General features: G+C 52.9%; 21 protein-coding genes and 2 pseudogenes. 12 read left to right on the top strand and 11 right to left on the bottom strand.

What is annotated here, in order from left to right; genetic code table 11:
• The first annotated feature begins 70 nt into the window (after positions 1–70).
• The 5 genes from appC to NA624_RS15795 all read left to right on the top strand — a co-directional run bounded on the left by appC (position 71) and on the right by NA624_RS15795 (position 6,460).
• Complete coding sequence (gene appC, locus NA624_RS15775; RefSeq protein ID WP_000263603.1) at positions 71–1,615, top strand: cytochrome bd-II oxidase subunit 1; 1,545 nt, start codon at positions 71–73, stop codon at positions 1,613–1,615.
• 11 nt (positions 1,616–1,626) lie between these two features.
• On the top strand, positions 1,627–2,763 hold the full coding sequence (appB, locus tag NA624_RS15780) for a cytochrome d ubiquinol oxidase subunit II (RefSeq protein WP_000888109.1): 1,137 nt from the start codon (positions 1,627–1,629) through the stop codon (positions 2,761–2,763).
• Between the two features lie 12 nt (positions 2,764–2,775).
• Positions 2,776–2,865, top strand: coding sequence for a cytochrome bd-II oxidase subunit CbdX (cbdX, locus tag NA624_RS15785; RefSeq protein WP_000270306.1), 90 nt, complete (start codon positions 2,776–2,778; stop codon positions 2,863–2,865).
• Positions 2,866–3,259: 394 nt separating this feature from the next.
• Positions 3,260–4,534 (top strand): Glu/Leu/Phe/Val family dehydrogenase, encoded by a 1,275-nt coding sequence (locus NA624_RS15790; RefSeq protein WP_001519734.1) that lies wholly within the window; start codon positions 3,260–3,262, stop codon positions 4,532–4,534.
• Between the two features lie 213 nt (positions 4,535–4,747).
• Positions 4,748–6,460 carry an alpha,alpha-trehalase gene (locus tag NA624_RS15795; RefSeq protein WP_000612835.1) on the top strand — a complete coding sequence of 571 codons (1,713 nt, stop codon included), beginning with the start codon at positions 4,748–4,750 and terminating at the stop codon, positions 6,458–6,460.
• A 61-nt stretch (positions 6,461–6,521) separates the two neighbouring features.
• On the opposite strand, the gene NA624_RS15800 is transcribed toward NA624_RS15795, so the two are convergent.
• The gene (locus NA624_RS15800) at positions 6,522–6,776 is read right to left on the bottom strand and encodes a GlsB/YeaQ/YmgE family stress response membrane protein (protein WP_000511320.1); all 255 of its coding nucleotides are present in this window, start codon (positions 6,774–6,776) and stop codon (positions 6,522–6,524) included.
• A gap of 168 nt (positions 6,777–6,944) precedes the next feature.
• Here NA624_RS15800 and ycgR point away from each other — a divergent pair, with 168 nt between their 5' ends.
• On the top strand, positions 6,945–7,679 hold the full coding sequence (ycgR, locus tag NA624_RS15805) for a flagellar brake protein YcgR (RefSeq protein WP_000017413.1): 735 nt from the start codon (positions 6,945–6,947) through the stop codon (positions 7,677–7,679).
• Positions 7,680–7,692: 13 nt separating this feature from the next.
• On the opposite strand, the gene emtA is transcribed toward ycgR, so the two are convergent.
• Complete coding sequence (gene emtA / locus NA624_RS15810) at positions 7,693–8,304, bottom strand: membrane-bound lytic murein transglycosylase EmtA (RefSeq protein ID WP_000776974.1); 612 nt, start codon at positions 8,302–8,304, stop codon at positions 7,693–7,695.
• 170 nt (positions 8,305–8,474) lie between these two features.
• Between emtA and ldcA the strand changes: the two genes are divergently transcribed.
• The gene (gene ldcA / locus NA624_RS15815; RefSeq protein ID WP_000051613.1) at positions 8,475–9,389 is read left to right on the top strand and encodes a muramoyltetrapeptide carboxypeptidase; all 915 of its coding nucleotides are present in this window, start codon (positions 8,475–8,477) and stop codon (positions 9,387–9,389) included.
• 96 nt (positions 9,390–9,485) lie between these two features.
• A pseudogene (locus NA624_RS15820) lies at positions 9,486–11,201 on the top strand (potassium/proton antiporter); the annotation flags it as partial.
• On the opposite strand, the pseudogene NA624_RS15825 reads toward NA624_RS15820, so the two are convergent.
• The 3 genes and pseudogenes from NA624_RS15825 to NA624_RS15835 all read right to left on the bottom strand — a co-directional run.
• Positions 11,157–11,249, bottom strand: a pseudogene (locus NA624_RS15825) (hypothetical protein); the annotation flags it as partial. The pseudogenes NA624_RS15820 and NA624_RS15825 overlap by 45 nt on opposite strands.
• A 32-nt stretch (positions 11,250–11,281) precedes the next feature.
• A complete protein-coding gene (dadX, locus tag NA624_RS15830; RefSeq protein ID WP_000197903.1) occupies positions 11,282–12,352 on the bottom strand; it encodes a catabolic alanine racemase DadX in 1,071 nt (356 codons plus the stop codon).
• A 13-nt stretch (positions 12,353–12,365) separates the two neighbouring features.
• Positions 12,366–13,664 carry a D-amino acid dehydrogenase gene (locus tag NA624_RS15835; protein ID WP_001266935.1) on the bottom strand — a complete coding sequence of 433 codons (1,299 nt, stop codon included), beginning with the start codon at positions 13,662–13,664 and terminating at the stop codon, positions 12,366–12,368.
• Between the two features lie 322 nt (positions 13,665–13,986).
• Between NA624_RS15835 and NA624_RS15840 the strand changes: the two genes are divergently transcribed.
• A complete protein-coding gene (locus NA624_RS15840; protein WP_000190831.1) occupies positions 13,987–15,519 on the top strand; it encodes a SpoVR family protein in 1,533 nt (510 codons plus the stop codon).
• Positions 15,520–15,565: 46 nt separating this feature from the next.
• On the opposite strand, the gene fadR is transcribed toward NA624_RS15840, so the two are convergent.
• Complete coding sequence (gene fadR / locus NA624_RS15845; RefSeq protein WP_000234826.1) at positions 15,566–16,285, bottom strand: fatty acid metabolism transcriptional regulator FadR; 720 nt, start codon at positions 16,283–16,285, stop codon at positions 15,566–15,568.
• A gap of 219 nt (positions 16,286–16,504) precedes the next feature.
• Here fadR and nhaB point away from each other — a divergent pair, with 219 nt between their 5' ends.
• From nhaB to NA624_RS15860, 3 genes are all read left to right on the top strand, one after another.
• Positions 16,505–18,049, top strand: a complete 1,545-nt coding sequence (gene nhaB / locus NA624_RS15850; RefSeq protein WP_000406426.1) for a Na(+)/H(+) antiporter NhaB — start codon at positions 16,505–16,507, stop codon at positions 18,047–18,049.
• Positions 18,050–18,190: 141 nt separating this feature from the next.
• Positions 18,191–18,721, top strand: a complete 531-nt coding sequence (gene dsbB / locus NA624_RS15855) for a disulfide bond formation protein DsbB (protein ID WP_000943470.1) — start codon at positions 18,191–18,193, stop codon at positions 18,719–18,721.
• 109 nt (positions 18,722–18,830) lie between these two features.
• On the top strand, positions 18,831–19,172 hold the full coding sequence (locus NA624_RS15860; protein WP_000018967.1) for a DUF1971 domain-containing protein: 342 nt from the start codon (positions 18,831–18,833) through the stop codon (positions 19,170–19,172).
• 71 nt (positions 19,173–19,243) lie between these two features.
• Here the strand turns inward: NA624_RS15860 and NA624_RS15865 are convergent, their stop codons facing one another.
• From NA624_RS15865 to NA624_RS15885, 5 genes are all read right to left on the bottom strand, one after another.
• Positions 19,244–19,417: a GnsA/GnsB family addiction module toxin gene (locus tag NA624_RS15865; protein WP_001083582.1), complete on the bottom strand. Its 174-nt coding sequence runs from the start codon at positions 19,415–19,417 to the stop codon at positions 19,244–19,246.
• Between the two features lie 192 nt (positions 19,418–19,609).
• Positions 19,610–19,747, bottom strand: coding sequence for a hypothetical protein (locus NA624_RS15870; RefSeq protein WP_001519337.1), 138 nt, complete (start codon positions 19,745–19,747; stop codon positions 19,610–19,612).
• Between the two features lie 351 nt (positions 19,748–20,098).
• Entirely contained in the window at positions 20,099–20,545 is a 447-nt protein-coding gene (locus tag NA624_RS15875; protein WP_001285703.1) for a YcgN family cysteine cluster protein, read from the bottom strand.
• A 92-nt stretch (positions 20,546–20,637) separates the two neighbouring features.
• Entirely contained in the window at positions 20,638–21,297 is a 660-nt protein-coding gene (locus NA624_RS15880) for a fumarylacetoacetate hydrolase family protein (protein ID WP_001519895.1), read from the bottom strand.
• Between the two features lie 49 nt (positions 21,298–21,346).
• Entirely contained in the window at positions 21,347–21,640 is a 294-nt protein-coding gene (locus NA624_RS15885; RefSeq protein ID WP_001537109.1) for a YcgL domain-containing protein, read from the bottom strand.
• Positions 21,641–21,649 lie beyond the last annotated feature (9 nt).

Consider the following 21,649-nt stretch of genomic DNA (forward strand, 5'->3'; position numbering starts at 1 on the left):
CTCAACAGGAACGTAACCGGTATCCGGTACTGATTAGCTTTTTACTCTCTTTCTGCCTACAGGAGTTAGCATGTGGGATGTCATTGACTTATCGCGCTGGCAGTTTGCGCTGACCGCGCTGTATCACTTTTTATTTGTTCCTCTTACGCTTGGGCTGATTTTTTTGCTGGCCGTCATGGAGACGATCTATGTGGTGACGGGGAAAACCGTCTACCGCGATATGACGCGTTTCTGGGGCAAGCTCTTCGGGATCAATTTTGCTCTCGGTGTGGCTACCGGCCTGACCATGGAGTTTCAGTTCGGGACTAACTGGTCGCTCTATTCCAACTATGTGGGCGATATTTTCGGCGCGCCGCTGGCGATGGAAGCGTTACTGGCCTTCTTTCTCGAATCCACTTTTGTCGGCCTGTTCTTTTTCGGCTGGCAGCGGCTGAATAAATACCAACACCTGCTGGTCACCTGGCTGGTGGCCTTCGGCTCCAATATTTCAGCATTATGGATTCTGAATGCCAATGGCTGGATGCAGCATCCTACCGGCGCTCATTTCAACATCGATACATTACGGATGGAAATGAGCAGCTTCAGCGATCTGGTCTTTAACCCGGTGAGCCAGGTGAAATTCGTCCATACCGTCATGTCCGGTTATGTCACCGGCGCCATGTTTATTATGTCCATCAGCGCCTGGTATCTGCTACGTGGCCGCGAGCGTGAAGTGGCCTTGCGCTCGTTTGCTATCGGCTCAGTATTCGGCACCCTGGCCATTCTGGGAACCCTGCAACTGGGGGACAGTTCGGCCTACGAGGTCGCCCAAATTCAGCCGGTGAAACTGGCGGCGATGGAAGGCGAATGGCAAACCGAACCCGCGCCCGCGCCGTTTCATCTGATTGCCTGGCCGCAGCAGGAACAGGAGCGTAATGCGTTTGCCGTGAAGATCCCCGCTCTGCTGGGTATTCTGGCCACCCATTCGCTGGATACGCCGGTTCCGGGGTTAAAAAACCTGATGGACGACACTCTGCCGCGCCTGAAGCGTGGCCGGGAGGCCTGGCTACTCATGCAGGAGATAGCGCAAGGCAATCGCTCGCCGCAGGTACTGAATGCGTTTCACGCCGTTGAGGGCGATCTGGGGTACGGCATTCTGCTGGCGAAATATGCCCCGGATATGAACCATGTGACGCCGGGGCAGTATCGTGCGGCCCAGCGTGGCGCTATTCCTCAGGTGGCGCCGGTGTTCTGGAGTTTCCGTATTATGGTCGGCTGCGGTTCGCTGCTGTTAGTGGTGATGTTGATTGCGTTGATACAGACGCTACGAATGCGTATCGACCAGCATCGCTGGGTATTGCGTATGACGCTCTGGAGCCTGCCGTTACCGTGGATTGCCATTGAAGCCGGTTGGTTTATGACGGAGTTTGGCCGTCAGCCCTGGGCGATTCAGGACATTCTGCCGACCTGGTACGCTCACTCCGCGCTGACGCCGGGCCAGTTGGCCTTCTCAATGGGACTTATCCTCGGACTTTACACCCTGTTTTTAATCGCGGAAGTCTATCTGATGCAGAAGTACGCGCGTCTTGGGCCAAGCGCCATGCAACATCAACAACAAGCGCAACAACAGGGATAAAGGAGACAATCATGTTGGATTATGAAACGTTGCGGTTCATTTGGTGGCTGCTGATCGGCGTTATCCTGGTGGCATTTATGGTAACTGACGGGTTTGATATGGGTGTCGGTTGCCTGCTCCCGCTGATAGCGCGCAACGATGACGAACGCCGGGTATTGATCAATAGCGTCGGTGCCCACTGGGAAGGAAACCAGGTATGGTTGATTCTCGCGGGCGGGGCATTATTCGCCGCCTGGCCACGGGTCTATGCCGCCGCGTTTTCCGGTTTTTATGTGGCGATGATCCTGGTGCTGTGTGCCCTCTTCTTTCGCCCGCTGGCCTTTGATTATCGGGGTAAAATCGCCAATGCCCGCTGGCGCGCGCTGTGGGATACCGGTCTGGTTATTGGCAGCCTGGTTCCCCCAGTCGTATTCGGTATCGCGTTCGGCAACCTGTTTTTAGGCGTGCCGTTTGCCTTCACGCCGCAGCTTCATGTTGACTATTTTGGCACCTTCTGGCAGTTACTCTCGCCCTTTGCCCTACTGTGTGGATTATTGAGTCTGTCGTTGGTGATTATGCAAGGAGGCGTCTGGTTACAGTTGAAAACGGAGGGCGTTATTCGTCAACGGGCTCTGTCGGCCACCCGCCACAGCGCGCTGCTGATCGTGATCTGCTTCCTGCTGGCCGGTTACTGGCTGTGGGCCGGCGTTGATGGCTTTGTCTTACTCACGCAGGATGCCAACGGTCCTTCCAATCCGCTCTTAAAAGGCGTGGCGATACTCCCTGGCGCATGGATGAACCACTTTATACGCTCGCCGCTACTGCTCATCATCCCGTTGCTCGGTATGATCCTGCCGATTCTGGCTTTCTATGCCTGCCTTCGCGGTCAGACTATTCGTGGATTTCTGTTCGCTTCCCTGACCCAGGCCTGCGTCATCTTTACCGCCGGCATAACGCTATTTCCTTTTGTGATGCCGTCGAGTGTTAGTCCTCTCTCCAGCCTGACGGTGTGGGACAGCACCTCCAGCCAGATGACGCTCGAAATCATGCTGGTGATTGTGCTGATTTTTCTGCCGATCGTACTGCTCTATACGCTGTGGAGCTATTACAAAATGTTGGGGCGTATCAACCTGGAGAGCCTCCGCCGCAACGATCATGAACTTTATTAGGGAGCGGAAGCGATGTGGTATTTACTGTGGTTTGTCGGCATTCTGCTGATGTGCTCACTGTCGACACTGGTGTTGGTATGGCTTGAGTCGCGTCAACAATAAAGAGGTAAACCGGGGTCAGCGCCGTCTGACTCCGGTTATTTTTATCTTTTTACGCGCCTGGTGAAGACGTTTCCCCGCCGACAGGACGACATAACATTGATACATGTCGTTATCATAATGTTTACTTTTAGAGGTGCGTCATAATTATGACAAATAGCCGCCTTGCACATATTACGCATATTTAAGCAATTAATTGCATAATTAGCGATATATCACCTCTTATATAGGATAGTTAACCACTTCCCATCCAAAATCATAACGAAAATCCAACTGCCTGCCATTTTTGATCTGAGTTAATTGTTTAAAAAAGTGTTAAATTTATCGCTACATGGTGTGATCTACTATGTACCACGGTCAATTAAAGAACATATTACTTTTATCACTAAGGTTTATCATGGATAAGTTATCTTACGCTTCAGATAGCAGCACATCTGCCTGGAATACCTACCTGCAACAAATCGAGCGTGTGGCCCCTTATCTGGGCGAGTTATCCCCCTGGGTGGATACTCTGCGCCACCCAAAACGCGCTCTGATCGTCGATATTCCGGTACAAATGGATGATGGCACTATTCGTCATTTCGAAGGATATCGCGTGCAGCACAACCTCTCCCGAGGTCCGGGTAAAGGCGGTGTTCGCTACCATCCTGACGTTGATCTCAATGAAGTGATGGCCCTGTCAGCATGGATGACCATCAAATGTGCCGCGCTGAACCTGCCGTACGGCGGCGCCAAAGGCGGCATCCGCGTCGATCCGTTCTCGCTGTCGGAAGGTGAACTGGAGCGTTTGACCCGCCGCTATACCAGCGAGATCGGCATTATCATCGGGCCGCAGAAAGATATTCCTGCGCCGGATGTCGGCACCAACGGTAAAGTGATGGCCTGGATGATGGATACGTATTCCATGAATCATGGCACGACGGTCACTGGCGTCGTCACCGGTAAGCCTATCCATCTTGGCGGTTCGCTGGGCCGTGAAAAAGCGACGGGGCGCGGCGTTTTCGTCAGCGGGCTGGAAGCCGCGCGTCGGGCGAATATCGCCGTTGAAGGCGCTCGCGTTGCGGTTCAGGGTTTTGGTAACGTCGGCAGCGAAGCCGCGCGTCTGTTTGCAGGCGCTGGCGCCCGTGTCGTGGCGATTCAGGATCATACCGCAACGCTGTTTAACGCCACCGGTATTGACATGAAGGCGCTCACGGCATGGCAGACAGAACACAAACAGATAGCCGGTTTCCCGGGCGCGGAAACTATCGCCAGCGATGCGTTCTGGCGTCTGGAGATGGATATTCTGATCCCGGCGGCGCTTGAAGGCCAGATAACTCGTCAGCGCGCGGAAGCCCTGACGTGTAAGCTGGTGCTGGAAGGGGCTAACGGCCCGACCTATCCGGATGCTGATGATGTTCTGGCCAGCCGTGGTATCCTTGTGGTGCCTGACGTGGTCTGTAACGCAGGCGGCGTAACCGTCAGCTACTTCGAATGGGTACAAGATATGGCCAGCTTCTTCTGGAGCGAAGAAGAGATCAACGCGCGCATGGACAAAATCATGACCGACGCTATCGTCCATGTCTGGGAGAAAGCGACTGAGAAATCCTGCTCTCTGCGCACCGCAGCCTATATTGTCGCCTGTGAGCGCATTCTGTTGGCCCGTAAAGATCGCGGTATCTATCCGGGTTAAGGCGACAAATCATTACGCTAAAATCCACGTCCCGGCGTGGATTTTTTGTCTGTATACCCCGTTTTCCACGCGCGCGCCGATAAATTCCGTCTCAATAAAATGTCTGTTTGTTCGCAAAATAGCGGTTCAATCACGCGTATCTGGTCATCGTAGACTAAGGTTTTGTCATGGTAAATGCCGTTGGCTTTGGCTCACCGCTAAGGAGATAACTTGATGATACCCCCAGAGATTCGCCGTTCTGTTCTACTGCAGAAAGCCATAAAACTGGCGCTGGCAGGGACGCTGCTGACGTTTGCATCGTTTTCGGCGACTGCCGCAGACCCGTCTTCCGACACTGAAACTCCGCAGCCGCCGGATATTTTGCTTGGCCCGCTTTTTAATGATGTCCAGAATGCAAAACTCTTCCCCGATCAGAAAACCTTTGCTGACGCCATACCTAATAGCGATCCGCTCATGATTCTTGCGGATTATCGTATGCAGCGGAACCAGTCCGGCTTCGATTTGCGTCATTTTGTTGATGTTAACTTCACCCTGCCGAAAGCGGGTGAAAAATATGTCCCGCCTGCCGGGCAGTCATTGCGTGAACATATTGATGGTCTGTGGCCGGTGCTGACCCGTTCAACTAAAAACGTCGAAAAGTGGGACTCGCTCTTGCCGTTGCCTGAATCCTATGTCGTGCCGGGTGGGCGATTCAGAGAGATTTACTACTGGGACAGCTACTTTACGATGCTGGGGCTGGCGGAAAGCGGGCACTGGGATAAGGTGGCGGATATGGTGGCGAACTTTGGTTACGAAATTGACGCCTGGGGGCATATTCCCAACGGCAACCGTACCTACTACCTGAGTCGTTCGCAGCCGCCTTTCTTTGCGTTTATGGTTGAGTTACTGGCGCAACATGAAGGTGACGATGCGCTGAAAGAATACCTGCCGCAACTGCAAAAAGAGTACGCCTACTGGATGGAGGGCGTTGAGACATTGCAGCCAGGGCAACAAAACCAACGCGTCGTCAAACTGGAGGACGGCAGCGTTCTCAACCGCTACTGGGACGATCGGGATACGCCCCGCCCTGAATCCTGGGTTGAAGATATCGCTACCGCCAAAAGCAACCCCAACCGCCCGGCAACGGAGATCTATCGGGACCTCCGCTCTGCCGCCGCCTCCGGCTGGGATTTCAGCTCCCGCTGGATGGATAATCCGCAGCAGCTCAGTACCATTCGTACCACCACGATTGTCCCTGTCGATCTTAACGCTCTGCTGTATCAGCTGGAGAAAACCCTCGCCCGCGCCAGCGCTGCGGCGGGCGATCGGGCCAAAGCCTCGCAATATGACGCGCTGGCCAACGCGCGGCAAAAAGCCATTGAAATGCATCTGTGGAATAACAAAGAGGGTTGGTATGCCGACTACGATCTGCAGAACAATAAAATCCGCAACCAACTCACCGCTGCCGCGCTGTTCCCGCTCTATGTAAACGCCGCCGCGAAAGATCGCGCCGCGAAAGTGGCGGCGGCGGCCCAGGCGCATCTGCTACAGCCTGGCGGGCTGGCTACCACCTCGGTTAAAAGCGGACAGCAGTGGGATGCGCCAAACGGCTGGGCGCCGTTACAATGGGTCGCTGCCGAAGGATTGCAAAATTATGGGCAGGATGACGTGGCAATGGAAGTCACCTGGCGCTTTTTAACCAATGTGCAGCACACCTACGATCGCGAGAAAAAACTGGTCGAAAAATATGATGTCAGCAGTACCGGAACCGGCGGTGGCGGCGGCGAATATCCCCTTCAGGACGGCTTTGGCTGGACCAACGGCGTGACGCTGAAAATGCTCGATCTGATTTGTCCGCAGGAAAAACCGTGTGATAGCGTACCGTCTACTCGTCCGGCATCGTTAAGCGCAACGCCGACAAAAACGCCGTCTGCAGCGACGCAGTAACGCGTGTTTATAGTAGGTTGACCCGGTGCTGACCGGGTCAACGCTTAAACGTTTGCAGCGGTTAGCCGCGTCGCAGAAGGCGGAAAATCACCAGCACCACGATCGCGCCCACCACGGCGACCAGGAAACTGTGCAGATTAAAGCCGCTGATACTGCCGCCAATACCAAACATCGTCGCCAGCCATCCGCCAACGACCGCCCCGACGATACCGAGAATACAGGTCAGGATAAATCCCCCGCCATCGCGCCCCGGCATAAGCAATTTGGCGATAACGCCGGCAATCAAACCAAAAATAATCCAGGCGATAATTCCCATTTGCAAACCCTCTTTCCAGTAAAAACGTTTTAAGTATAGGCAAAGTCGAGCGTCGCATTTCTGAACACTGATTTATCTCGCGGACATAAAAATTTATTTATCGCTATTAAGTTCTTTCTACCGATGCCGATAACCCAACGATAGTCTGCGTATCAGGGGTTATTTCGTGTGAGTGGTTACAATGAGCAGTTCCTGAAAAAAAATCCATTAGCGATATTAGGCGTGCTACGGGATTTAAATAAAAATCAGGTTCCACTGCGTATTTCATGGGCGCATGGTCAATTCATCAGTAAAATTTTGGCGGTAGACCCGGAAAAACTCATCGTAGATTACGGCAGCCAGGAATATGAAAATAGCGCCGTATTACGTGCCGGGCAGGTAGCCATTATCGCAGAAACGCAGGGCGCAAAAGTCGAGTTCACGTTGCCGCAACTCGTTACAGGCGAATATCAGCGGCTGCCGGCCTTTATCACGCCCCTGCCGTCGTCACTGTGGTTTGTCCAGCGCCGGGAGTATTTTCGCATTGGCGCGCCGCTGTATCCGCCTTATTACGGCGTCACCACGCTACCGGACACCCGTACGTTACGTTTTCGCCTGTTTGATCTTTCCCTGGGCGGCATGGGCGCGCTACTGGAATCCGCCATCCCCGACGGACTAATCGAAGGCGCACGCTTTTCGCAGGTTGAACTGAACATGGGGCCATGGGGGATTTTTCACGTTGACGCCCAGCTTATCGCCATCAGCGAGCGTAAGGTGATTGATGGGAAAAATGAAACGATCACCACTCCCCGCCTGAGCTTTCGTTTCCTTAACGTTAGCCCGGCGGTGGAGCGGGAGTTGCAGCGGATTATTTTTTCGCTTGAGCGCGACGCCCGAGAAAGAGCGAATAAAGTGCGAGAATAATCTTCACGCTAAACTACATGGCGTCCAGCGCCTGCTGAAGCTTCCAGATATAGCGCGGCGCCTGCGGCGCGGGATGATTATCAACAACATGTTCAAAAAACTCGTCCGCATCCAGATCGTTAATTTTTTCTATCGCCTTCTTCCTGTCGGATGAAAAAGTACGCAATAACGCGCCTGCGCCGTTAGCATAAGAGACGACCAGCGCATATTGCATCACCTGCGGATCTTTGATGCCGGCCAGCGGCCCATTTTCCAGAATGCTCAGATACGCCGCGCCCATTGAGATGTTACGCTCAGGGTTTTTCAGCTCGCTGGTGGTCGGTTCGCCACGCCAGCCCATGCGACGGTAAACGTCGCGCCCGGAGGTCGACGCCTTTAACTGCATCAGGCCAATCGCATTGGATTTACTGACCGCGTTAGGGTTGCCGCCGGATTCAATGGCGATAATCGCGGTGATTAAATGCGGATCAACCCCCCATGCCGCCCCGGCTTTTTCACTGATGGGCATCCACTGCATCGCACGCTTTACAGGCACTTCGGCATTCCACGGCGGATTCCTGTAATCCTGTTTTGAGCTACAGCCAGCCAGTATTACTACCAAAAAAGCAAACCATCTTAATTTCACGTCATCTATCCTTATAGCCGTAACTTATCTGCCGAAGAGGTTATACCGCCCCGGCCAGGTACTTAGGTTGCCTCCCTGGTGCGCATCCAGAAACGTCGCACAACGAGGGACATCGCCTAATATATGCGGCATGATATACATTTGCATTCTATTGTCAGCAAGGAATTACCATGTCTCTGTTTCATTTAATCGCCCCCTCGGGCTACTGTATTAACCAACAGGCCGCGTTACGCGGCGTTCAGCGCCTGACTGACGCGGGTCATCAGGTGGAGAATGACGAGGTGATTCGTCGCCGCTATCAGCGTTTTGCCGGTACGGACGCGGAACGGCTGGCCGATGTTAATTCGCTGGCCTCGCTAACTTCGCCGGATACGATCGTCATGCCGGTTCGCGGCGGCTATGGCGCCAGCCGCTTGCTGGATCGTATCGACTGGCAGGCGCTCGCCTCCCGGCAACAGCGCGATCCCTTACTGATTTGCGGTCATAGCGATTTTACGGCGATTCAGGCTGGACTCCTGGCGCAGGCCAATGTCATCACCTTTAGCGGTCCTATGCTGGCGGCAAATTTTGGCGCCGAAACGCTGAATACGTTCACCGAGCAACATTTCTGGCTGGCGCTACGTAAGGCGCAATTTACCGTAGAGTGGCAAGGCGACGGCCCTCAGTGCGACGTACAAGGCACCTTATGGGGCGGAAATCTGGCGATGTTGATTTCCCTTATCGGTACGCCCTGGATGCCGACTATCGATAAAGGAATTTTAGTGCTGGAAGATGTCAATGAGCATCCTTTCCGGGTGGAGCGTATGCTTTTGCAACTGGAGTACGCCGGAATTTTAAACCGTCAGAGCGCCATCGTTCTCGGCAGCTTTAGCGGCGCGGCGCCCAACGAGTATGACGCTGGCTATTCTCTGGAGAGCGTCTACGCGTTTTTACGTTCCCGTCTGTCCGTTCCGCTGATTACCGGTCTCGACTTCGGGCATGAACAGCGTACGGTGACGCTCCCTATCGGGGCAAACGCGACGCTTAAAAATACGCGCCAGGGGACTCAACTCACTTTATCTGGTCATCCTACGCTGCAATTGTAAAAAAAGTCCCCGACAGGCTAAGTAAAACGCTGCCCTGGCCGTTATTATGTTAATGTTAAATAATACGAAGTCGTGTGAGTCAGGAGATATAAAACGTTGGATGCTGCAACAATTATTAGTCTATTTATTTTAGGTTCCATCCTTGTAACCAGCAGTATCCTGTTAAGTTCATTCTCATCGCGACTGGGCATCCCGATTCTGGTCATTTTCCTCGCCATTGGGATGTTAGCGGGTGTGGATGGCATTGGCGGTATTCCTTTCGATAATTATCCTTTCGCTTATATGGTCAGTAACCTGGCGCTGGCGATTATTTTACTCGATGGCGGCATGCGCACCCAGGCCAGCTCTTTCCGGGTAGCGCTGGGCCCCGCGCTGTCGCTGGCGACGCTCGGCGTACTGATCACGTCGGGTTTAACAGGTATGATGGCCGCCTGGCTGTTTCATCTGGATCTTATCGAAGGTCTGCTTATCGGCGCGATAGTCGGTTCCACTGACGCCGCGGCGGTCTTTTCTCTGCTTGGCGGCAAAGGGCTAAACGAACGTGTAGGCTCCACGCTGGAGATCGAATCGGGAAGTAACGACCCGATGGCCGTTTTTCTGACCATTACATTAATTGAGATGATCCAGAAACATGAAACCGGTCTGGACTGGATGTTTGCCGTCCATATTATCCAGCAGTTCGGTCTCGGTATTGTTTTTGGTCTCGGCGGCGGTTACCTGCTACAGCAGATGATCAACCGCATTTCTCTGCCCAGCGGCCTGTATCCGATGTTGGCGCTCAGCGGCGGTATTCTGATTTTTGCTTTGACGACCGCGCTTGAAGGCAGCGGTATTCTCGCGGTCTATCTGTGCGGATTCCTGTTAGGAAACCGCCCGATTCGCAACCGTTACGGCATCCTGCAAAACTTTGACGGACTGGCCTGGCTGGCGCAGATCGCGATGTTCCTGGTCCTGGGGCTGTTGGTGACGCCTTCCGATCTGTGGCCGATTGCCGTCCCTGCGCTCATTCTCTCTATCTGGATGATTTTCTTCGCCCGCCCACTGTCGGTGTTTACCGGCCTGCTGCCATTTCGCGGCTTTAATCTTCGGGAGCGCATTTTCATCAGTTGGGTCGGACTGCGCGGCGCGGTGCCGATTATTCTCGCCGTTTTCCCGATGATGGCCGGGCTTGAAAACGCTCGCCTGTTCTTTAATGTCGCTTTCTTTGTGGTACTGGTGTCACTGCTCCTGCAGGGAACATCGCTGTCATGGGCGGCGAAAAGAGCCAAAGTGGTCGTGCCTCCGGTTGGCTGGCCAGTATCGCGCGTGGGGCTTGACATCCATCCTGATAATCCGTGGGAGCAATTCATCTATCAGTTGAGCGCCGACAAATGGTGCGTCGGCGCGGCGTTGCGCGACCTGCATATGCCGAACGAAACCCGCATTGCCGCGCTATTTCGCAATAATGAACTGTTTCACCCCACGGGCAGTACTCGCCTGCAGGAAGGCGACGTACTCTGCGTGATTGGCCGGGAGCGCGATCTGCCAGCGCTGGGCAAATTGTTTAGCCAGTCGCCGCCGGTTTCGTTAGATCAGCGTTTCTTTGGCGATTTTATCCTCGAAGCGAATGCGAAATTCGCCGACGTGGCGCTTATCTACGGGCTGGAAGAAGGAACGGAATACCGGGATAAACAACAAACCCTCGGTGAAATCATACAGCAACTGCTGGGCGCTGCGCCGGTCGTCGGCGATCAGGTGGAGTTTGGCGGCATGATTTGGACGGTAGCTGAAAAAGAAGATAACGTGGTACGCAAGATTGGGGTACGCGTCGCCGAAGACGAAGCAGAATAAGGTCGTCGGACAACGTCGACCCGCCCCCAAGTGGACCGGTCGACGCCTTAGCCTGAATTAGGTTACGTTGTCACAAACGGCACGCGCGGCGCTACGGCGCACAGTAGCTCATAGCCCAGCGTGCCTGCCGCAGAGGCGACATCATCGACCTTAATTTCTTTGCCCCATAATTCAACCGGCGTGCCGATTCCCGCCTGCGGACACGGCGTCAAATCCACCGCCAGCATATCCATTGAAACGGTGCCTACTGTTCTGGTACGGATACCGTCCACCAGCACGGGCGTCCCGGTCGGCGCATGGCGTGGATAGCCATCGGCATAACCCGCCGCGACGATGCCAATGCGTTGTTCCTGAGTCACAGAATACCCTCCGCCATAGCCTACCCTTTCACCCGCGCTCAGCGTCTGCACGCCAATAATTTCGCTACTCAGCGTCATCACGGGTTTTAGCCCGGTATCGGCAATATCCCGCCACTGTCCTGACGGCGACGCGCCGTACAAAATAATGCCCGGCCTGACCCAGTCATAATGCGCCTGGGGATGCCACAGCGTCGCTGCCGAATTTGATAACGAGTATGCACACTGCAGGCCTTCTGTCGCCAGCGCAATACGTCTCATCGCCTCCCCGATACCTTCCGGATGATCGGCCTGAGCAAAATGTGACATCAGGGTCATTTCACCGACATTGCGCATTGCCCGCAATTGCTGCCAGACGGTCTGCGCCCGCTCAGGCTGAAAACCGAGTCGGTTCATGCCGCTGTTGACTTTGACATAGATATCCAGCGGCGCGTTAAGCCGCGCATTTTGCAGCGCTTTCAACTGCCAGTTACTGTGGATGCAGGTGGTCAGCCGATAAGTGTCATACGCCTCCAGGTCTTGCGCATGGAAAAACCCCTCCAGCATCAATATCGGCCCTTTCCACCCGCGCTCACGCAGGGTAATCGCCTCTTCAAGGTTGAGCATAGCGAAACCATCTGTGGCGCCCAGCGCGCTCCAGACGCGTTCAATACCGTGGCCGTAGGCGTTGGCTTTCACTACCGACCAGACGCGCGCCTCCGGGGCCGCCCGGCGCACAATAGCCAAATTTTGTTTCATTACCTGTAAATCAAGGCTGGCCTGTATAGGGCGGGTCATTTCACTTCCTTTATCAGTTATGCGCGCTATGCAAACGTTGCGGGCGGGTGGGCGTAAAATCGGAACGGTATCGCGCCACGCTCAGATCGTCGTAGGGTATCGCTGGCGTACGACCCGACAAGATATCGCTTAACAACTGGCCTGAACCGCAGGCCATCGTCCAGCCTAAGGTGCCGTGTCCAGTATTAAGCCACAGATTTTTATAACGGGTACGTCCGACTACCGGCGTGCCGTCCGGCGTCATGGGGCGCAGGCCGGTCCAGAATGTGGCCTGCTCAATATGACCGCCGCGCGGAAAGAGATCGCGCACAACCATCTCCAGCGTCTCGCGGCGCGGTTGCAGTAAGTCGGTATTAAAGCCCACGATTTCCGCCATTCCCCCCACGCGAATACGCTTATCAAAACGCGTAATAGCGATTTTGTAGGTTTCATCAAGAATCGTTGATACCGGCGCGCCGTCTGGCTCGACGATTGGGATGGTTAATGAATAGCCTTTCAGCGGATACACCGGGATATCAACAATGCCTTTAAGCATCGCCGTCGAATACGATCCAAACGCCATAACATACGCATCTGCTTTAATGATCTCATCGGCGCATTTCACGCCGTAAATCTGATCATTTTCGTACAGTAATTTTTCCACGGGAGTATTAAAGCGAAAGGTTACGCCCGCCTGCTCCGCCATGCGCGCCAGACGCTGGGTAAAGAGCTGACAGTCCCCGGTTTCATCATTCGGTAAGCGCAGTCCGCCGGTTAATTTATGCGCAACCTCAGCCAGAGCGGGTTCAACTTCCGCCAGTCGGCTGGCTTCCAGGAGCTGATACGGCACCCCGGCATCTTCCAGCACGGCGATATCACGGGTGGCGTTCTCATACTGTTGCGCGGTGCGAAAGAGTTGCAGCGTTCCCCCCTGGCGGCCTTCATATTCGATACCGGTCGCGGCGCGTAGCGTTTTCAGACAGTCGCGACTATATTCCGCCAGACGCACCATGCGGCCTTTATTTTCCATATAATGCCGGGTATCGCAGTTACGCAGCATTTGCCACATCCACTTCAGTTGAAACGGGGTGCCATCCAGACGCACCGCCAGCGGCGCATGGCGCTGGAACATCCATTTTATCGCCTTCAGCGGTACGCCAGGGGCCGCCCAGGGCGCCGCATATCCCGGTGAAATTTGTCCGGCATTCGCCGCGCTGGTTTCTTGCGCCGGGCCGGATTCGCGATCGATGACGGTGACATCATGCCCCGCCTGACTCAAGTACCAGGCGCTGGTCACGCCAACTACGCCACTCCCCAGGATGACAACTCGCATAGCCACTCCGTTAATAGTAAAAGAACAATCTTCTGATTACATCTTGATAACCCAGATGAAAATATTATTCAACATATGACTTTTTTATGGTGACGTGCTTCACATATACCCTAAAGACAAGCGATCCCACTGGTTTGGGATCTCCTGCTACGCGGCATGGCTATACAGCATAAAATGATGCCAATACCCGTTTTTTTGCCGTTCAATGTGGAGGAAATCGCAAAGAAAAGTTTTCACGATCAAGTCGTTTTTTAACATGGTGTTCTATGCTTGAAAGGAGGCGCTCCATACAGAGAGCGTCGCCAACAATGAGGGTGCGCGAATGGCAACGATTGATTCCATGAACAAGGACACCACACGTTTGAGCGATGGACCCGACTGGACATTTGATCTGCTGGATGTCTATCTGGCAGAGATAGACCGCGTGGCGAAACTCTACCAACTGGATACTTACCCGCACCAAATTGAAGTCATCACTTCCGAACAGATGATGGACGCCTACTCCAGCGTCGGGATGCCGATCAACTATCCGCACTGGTCGTTTGGCAAAAAGTTCATTGAGACGGAACGTCTGTATAAGCATGGTCAACAAGGACTGGCTTATGAAATTGTGATCAACTCTAATCCCTGCATTGCCTACCTGATGGAAGAAAATACCATCACCATGCAGGCGCTGGTCATGGCGCACGCCTGTTACGGCCACAACTCCTTTTTTAAAAATAATTATCTCTTCCGGAGCTGGACGGATGCCAGCTCTATCGTCGATTATCTGATTTTCGCCCGAAATTACATTACCCGCTGTGAAGAACGCTACGGAGTGGATGAAGTAGAAAAACTGCTCGACTCCTGCCACGCGCTGATGAATTACGGCGTCGATCGCTATAAGCGCCCGCAGAAAATCTCGTTGCAGGAAGAGAAAGCGCGACAAAAAAGCCGGGAAGAGTATCTACAAAGCCAGGTGAATATGCTGTGGCGCACGCTGCCAAAACGCGAGGAAGAAAAAACGGTCGCCGAAGCACGCCGCTTTCCCGCTGAACCGCAGGAAAACCTGCTCTATTTTATGGAGAAAAACGCCCCGTTGCTCGAGCCGTGGCAGCGCGAAATTCTGCGCATCGTGCGTAAAGTCAGCCAGTATTTTTATCCGCAGAAACAGACGCAGGTCATGAACGAGGGCTGGGCGACCTTCTGGCACTACACCATCCTGAACCATCTCTATGATGAAGGCAAAGTGACGGAACGCTTTATGCTGGAGTTTTTACACAGCCATACCAATGTCGTATTTCAGCCGCCCTATAATAGCCCCTGGTATAGCGGAATTAACCCCTATGCGCTCGGCTTTGCCATGTTCCAGGATATCAAACGTATTTGTCAGTCGCCCACGGATGAAGATAAATACTGGTTTCCGGATATTGCCGGTTCCGACTGGCTGGAAACGCTGCACTTCGCCATGCGCGATTTTAAAGATGAAAGCTTTATCAGTCAGTTCCTGTCGCCAAAAGTGATGCGTGATTTCCGTTTCTTCACGGTACTTGATGATGACAGGCATAATTATCTGGAGATCTCCGCCATTCATAACGAAGAAGGTTATCGGGAGATTCGATCAAAACTGTCGTCACAGTATAACCTGAGCAACCTGGAGCCGAATATTCAGGTCTGGAATGTGGATTTACGTGGCGACAGATCGCTGACGTTGCGTTATATCCCGCATAACCGCGCGCCGCTGGATAAAGGCCGCAAAGAGGTGCTGAAACATGTGCATCGGTTATGGGGCTTTGATGTGATGCTGGAGCAACAAAATGAGGATGGCAGCGTAGAACTGCTGGAGCGTTGTCCGCCGCGCATGAACATGCTGTAATCGAGATACTGCCCGGTAGTGTTTGCGCTTACCGGGCATCGCGGGATTATCGTCCCTGAATCGCTAAATCGCCGGGCAGATTTTTCTGCATCCGATGCCAAATCTCGCCGCTGTCATGCCCGTAACGTCGCACCGTTTCATACACCTGGTCGTGCGCACCCTGCTCGCATAACGACGATAATTTATGATAGAAACCCAGTGCCAGACTGCGCGCTTCCGGATTGGCGAAATAGTGGCGACCAATGCGGGTGTATAACCCTTTCATACCATTCAGGATCAAGCCGTAAATAGGATTGCCGGAGGCGAATGCCAGACCACGAAAGATGTTATAGTCCAGATCGGCGAATGCATCGGCATGGTCGGCCACTTCGTGGGCTGTGGCCAGCACTTCCTGCGCCTTATCCGGGTGTTGACGCAACGCGGTACGAATAAAGATAGTAGAAATATTGGTACGCACCGACAACAAATTGTCGATCAGTTGCGGAACGCTTTCATGATCAAGGCGGGCCAGCGTTTCAAGGATATTCAGCCCTGACGTTTCCCAAAAATTATTAACCTTTGTCGGTTTGCCATGCTGAATGGTCAGCCAGCCATCTCGCGCCAACCGCTGTAACACCTCGCGTAATGTCGTGCGCGTCACGCCGATCAGTTCGGAGAGTTCTCGTTCTGCCGGTAAGATAGTGCCAGGAGGAAAGCGGTTATTCCAGATACTTTCAATAATATACTCTTCCGCGAAACCCGCCGGGCTCTGCGCCTTAATGACCATAGTGAGATTTCCATTACACAGCAAAACATAGTTGCACTCATCATACCAGACGGGCGTAACACCTGATAGCGGACGCAATGAAGAAAAAGGGGATCAAGGCACCATTTCTGATATCGCCTGCCAATATCGTTAAGGACTTGCTTGCATTCGTCGCGCTCGCTACTCTCTGTGTTTAAACATAAAAACGCTATTTCATTTTTCTAGGTAAGGAAAAATTTCATGGAGATCTCATGGGGTCGCGCCATGTGGCGCAACTTTTTAGGCCAGTCGCCCGACTGGTACAAACTGGCACTACTTGTCTTTTTAATTATTAACCCATTCATTTTCTTAGCTAATCCCTTTATTGCCGGTTGGCTGCTGGTGGCAGAGTTTATCTTCACCCTGGCGATGGCGTTAAAGTGTTACCCCCTGCTGCCCGGCGGGTTACTGGCCATTGAAGCCGTCATCATCGGCATGACCAGCGCCGCCCATGTACGTGAAGAGGTTGCCGCCAACCTGGAAGTCTTGCTGCTGCTGATGTTTATGGTGGCAGGCATCTACTTTATGAAGCAGTTATTGCTGTTTATTTTTACCCGTCTGTTACTCAGTATCCGCTCGAAGATGGTTCTGTCGCTGGCCTTTTGCGTCGCCGCCGCATTCTTGTCGGCTTTCCTTGACGCGCTTACCGTCGTCGCGGTGGTGATCAGCGTCGCCGTCGGTTTTTACGGGATTTACCATCGTGTGGCCTCATCGCGCGGCGAAGAGAACGATATGCTGGACGACAGCCATATCGATCCGCATTACAAAACGGTGCTGGAGCAATTCCGCGGATTCTTGCGTAGCCTGATGATGCATGCGGGCGTGGGGACGGCGCTGGGCGGCGTCATGACCATGGTCGGGGAGCCGCAAAACCTGATCATCGCTAAAGCGGCTGGCTGGCATTTCGGCGACTTCTTTTTACGGATGTCGCCTGTCACCGTCCCGGTACTGATATGTGGACTGTTAACCTGTATGCTGGTCGAGAAAATGCGCTGGTTTGGCTATGGCGAAACGTTGCCCGAAAAAGTCCGCGACGTCTTGCAGCAATTCGACGATCAAAGCCGTAAGAAGCGCACCCGCCAGGATAAAATTAAACTAATAGTCCAGGCAATTATTGGCGTCTGGCTGGTTACCGCCCTCGCCCTCCATCTCGCGGAGGTGGGGCTGATTGGTCTGTCGGTTATTATTCTGGCCACCGCGTTAACGGGTGTAACCGATGAACACGCCATCGGCAAAGCGTTTACCGAGTCGCTGCCGTTTACTGCGCTGTTAACCGTTTTCTTCTCCATTGTGGCGGTTATTATCGATCAACATCTTTTCGCGCCGATTATTCAGTTTGTCTTGCAAGCCTCTGAACACGCGCAGCTAACGCTGTTCTATCTCTTTAACGGCCTGTTGTCTTCCATCTCAGATAACGTCTTTGTCGGCACCATTTATATCAACGAAGCGAAGGCGGCAATGGAAAACGGCGCTATCAGCTTAAAACAGTTTGAGCTGTTAGCCGTGGCCATCAATACCGGTACTAACCTGCCATCGGTAGCGACGCCAAATGGTCAGGCGGCATTCTTATTCCTGCTGACCTCCGCGCTGGCGCCGTTAATCCGTCTCTCCTATGGCCGTATGGTCTGGATGGCGTTACCGTACACTATCGTACTGACCCTGATAGGGCTACTGTGCGTCGAATTCACTCTTGCGCCGGTCACCGAATGGATGACTCAGGCAGGATGGTTAGCAACGCTTTCGTAACGTTTGGCCGGGCAATACACCGCCCGGCTCCGATTTTTGCCTGATAATTATCCAATTACACATTATTTCATTTCCCGCTAGTGGCGCACGAATTGAATTGGTTTACACTGCGGTCTCTACGCATGTTGCAGGGAAATTATTATGTTGCGATTTTTAAACCAGTGCTCACGGGGTCGGGGCGCATGGTTACTGATGGCGTTTACCGCCCTGGCGCTGGAAATGGTGGCGCTGTGGTTCCAGCACGTCATGTTACTTAAACCTTGCGTGCTATGTATTTACGAACGTTGCGCCCTGTTTGGCGTGATGGGCGCGGGTCTGATCGGCGCTATAGCGCCGAAAACGCCGTTGCGATACGTGGCGATGGTTATCTGGATTTACAGCGCCTGGCGGGGTCTACAACTGGCGTATGAACATACGATGATTCAGTTGCATCCCTCGCCGTTCATGACCTGTGACTTTATGGCGCGCTTTCCAGACTGGTTGCCGTTGGGTAAATGGCTGCCGCAGGTGTTTGTGGCATCCGGTGATTGCGCCGAACGCCAGTGGTCGTTTTTAACGCTGGAGATGCCACAATGGCTGTTGGGGATCTTTGCCGCTTACCTTGTGGTGGCGATAGCCGTCGTCATAGCCCAGGCATTTAAGCCTAAAAAACGCGACCTGTTCGGTCGTTGATACACACGCTCCTTCGGGAGCGTTTTTTTTTACCCGAAGCGTTGTTTGCCAGCGATTAAAAGGTGTATATTAAATGCATCTTTTAATCACCACATCAGGGAGATGTCTTATGTCCCACTTACGCATCCCGGCAAACTGGAAAGTTAAACGCTCTACCCCCTTTTTCACCAAAGAAAATGTTCCGGCGGCACTGCTCTCTCATCACAACACAGCGGCAGGCGTTTTCGGACAACTCTGCGTGATGGAAGGCACCGTGACCTACTATGGCTTTGCGAATGAAACCGCGACAGAACCCGAAGTGAAAGTGGTGATTAATGCCGGGCAATTCGCCACCAGTCCGCCGCAATACTGGCATCGGGTAGAGCTGAGCGATGATGCGCGGTTCAACATTCATTTTTGGGTAGAGGAAGACCATCAGGGCGAGGAAATGTATCAACAGAAAAAAGCCTGACATCGGTAAACCAGTCACCACTGGGCGGCGTCCCGCCCAGTAGCCAGGTAATTGATGGCGCTAATTAAACGCTAGAGTAGTTTAATTTTAACGTGGTATCCCTCAAGCCCTTTCATCGTTTCTCGCGGCGCGAACTCTATTTCGGAAACCTCTTGCCCGGTTTTCTTCCGTAGTTCGGCAACCTTTTTGCTAATGAGTGCCGCGATTTCCTCTTCTGCTTTATGTGTCAACTCTTCGCTGTTCATTGATTTCCTCCTTTGAACTCGCAAACGGCTAAGCGCAAATAAGACAGTGTCGTCATGGACGCGCTACTATTTTAACGTACAAAAAATTATAGGCTATCTTTCTGAGGATTATCAGGATGTTTCGCTTTAGAAGATGCAAAAAACCGCCTGGCACAGACGGTGCATCAGGCGGTTGGTTAATAGCACAAGACGCTATCTACGAGGATCTTCAACCTCATTCTGGGTATCCGGGTCGAGAGGATCGTCTCCCTCTGGTGTATCCGGAATATTTTCACCAGGAAGCGGCTCATCCTCTGGTAATGGATCGACTAAATCAGGACGTTCAGACATAAAGCCTCCAACGAACCATAGTTATTAAAGATACCCTACAGCACTACTTTTGGTTTTTCTTTGGATTTTTTCCTTCGTCTTCGGGTGTCTTATCAGGCTTCCTGGGCTGATCCTTTGAAACGCGCAACGGTTGGTTATTCATGGGGTAACTCCTCAGGATAGGCAGCGATATACTGCTTTGAAAGTATAGAGTCGCCACCATACGTGCGCGAGCGCAGCGACAAGGCGCGTCAGGGAAGAATAGAAGGCAGTGATAACGCCAGGTGACGGAATTTGCACGCAATTCCTAGTTTCAGGGGCCGCCCGGCGTAAATTAAAGAATTGTAAACAATCAGCCGTTTTGCCGAAGACTTATTCTGCCCACGACGGTTTATTTAAAATATGATCCTGCCAGTCCCGTACTTCAGATTCTTTAACCGCGATATGACGGACAGAAATTCGCTCGCCATGCATAGCGGCTTTCGATCCAGTCAGCAGCGGATGCCACGTCGGCAAGGGCTTACCTTCCGCCAACAAACGGTAGGCGCAGGTCATCGGCAACCATTCAAAGTCTGGCAAGTTTTCGCGAGTGAGTTTGATACAGTCGGGTTCAAATTCAAAACGGCGTTCATAATGACGGCACTGGCACGTTTTGATATTTAATTGCCTGCACGCCACGTTGGTGAAGTAGATTTCATCTGTATCTTCATCCATCAGCTTATGCAGGCAGCATTGACCGCAGCCATCGCACAGCGACTCCCACTCGGCATCGGTCATTTCATCCAGGGTTTTACGTTGCCAGAAAGGTGTATCGCTCATTAAAGTATCCGCCATTGCACTAAAGCTGCACCTTATAACCAGTCTGGCCTGCAGATGCAAGTTTTACCGCCGCTGAAGGCGGCAAGCAGATTTTACAGAACGCGGGTAGACAACGTTTCGCCATTAAAACGAATGTCCAGCTCATCGCCGCTTAATAATGGCCCCACGCCTGCCGGCGTGCCGGTTAGCACCACGTCCCCGGCTTTGAGCGTAAAATAGCGGCTCATATAGGCGATAAGGGGCACAATAGGATGAATCATATCCGCGGTCGACCCTTGCTGGCGAACCTCGCCATTAACGTTAAGTCCGATAACCGTATTTTGCGGATCGCCGCAGAAGGCCGCGACAGGGATGAAGCCTGAAATCGGACATGCGTTATCAAAACCTTTGGCTTTTTCCCAGGGCTGTCCGGCCTTTTTCATTTTCCCTTGAATATCGCGCAGGGTTAAATCAAGCGCCACGCCATAACCGGCTATCGCTTTACGTACATGATCTTCGGTCGCCTGGCGGAGCGTTGCGCCAATCAGCACAGCAAGCTCAACTTCATGATGAACAGCGCCCATATCCGCCGGAATCGCCAGCGGCTGGCGAATATCACACAATGCGGTTTCCGGCTTGATAAAAAGCACGGGTTCTTCCGGCGTCGCGCTGCCCATCTCCTTGATGTGATTTGCGTAATTACTGCCCACGCAGACCACTTTACTTACCGGGTAATCAAGCAAGGCGCCTTGCCAGTTACGATGTTGATACATATTTTCCCCTAAGATCATGATGGAATTCAGGCGCGGCGCCGAATACCGTTTAACGGTCAGCGTGCGACGTATTTTGTCCCACCGAAGAAAGATGTTGTTTCAGCAAATCTTCCGGCGGCGGCGGCAATTGTAAATAATAGCCCTGCTCGCTTAACGCCTGTTTTACTTTTTCGAGCTCAGCATTGACTAATTTTTTACGTCCATCAAGCGGCAGCATCATCGCTAACTGCGGCTGACCGAATCCTTTCATCAATGCTTCAGGCACCCGCGAAAAATCGTCTTTTTTTTCGACATACAAATAGGTTTGATCGCGCTTGCTACTTCTATAGATCACACAAAACATACTTTTACT

The organism is Salmonella sp. NW38, assembly GCF_051807745.1.
Classification (GTDB): Bacteria; Pseudomonadota; Gammaproteobacteria; order Enterobacterales; family Enterobacteriaceae; genus Salmonella; species Salmonella enterica.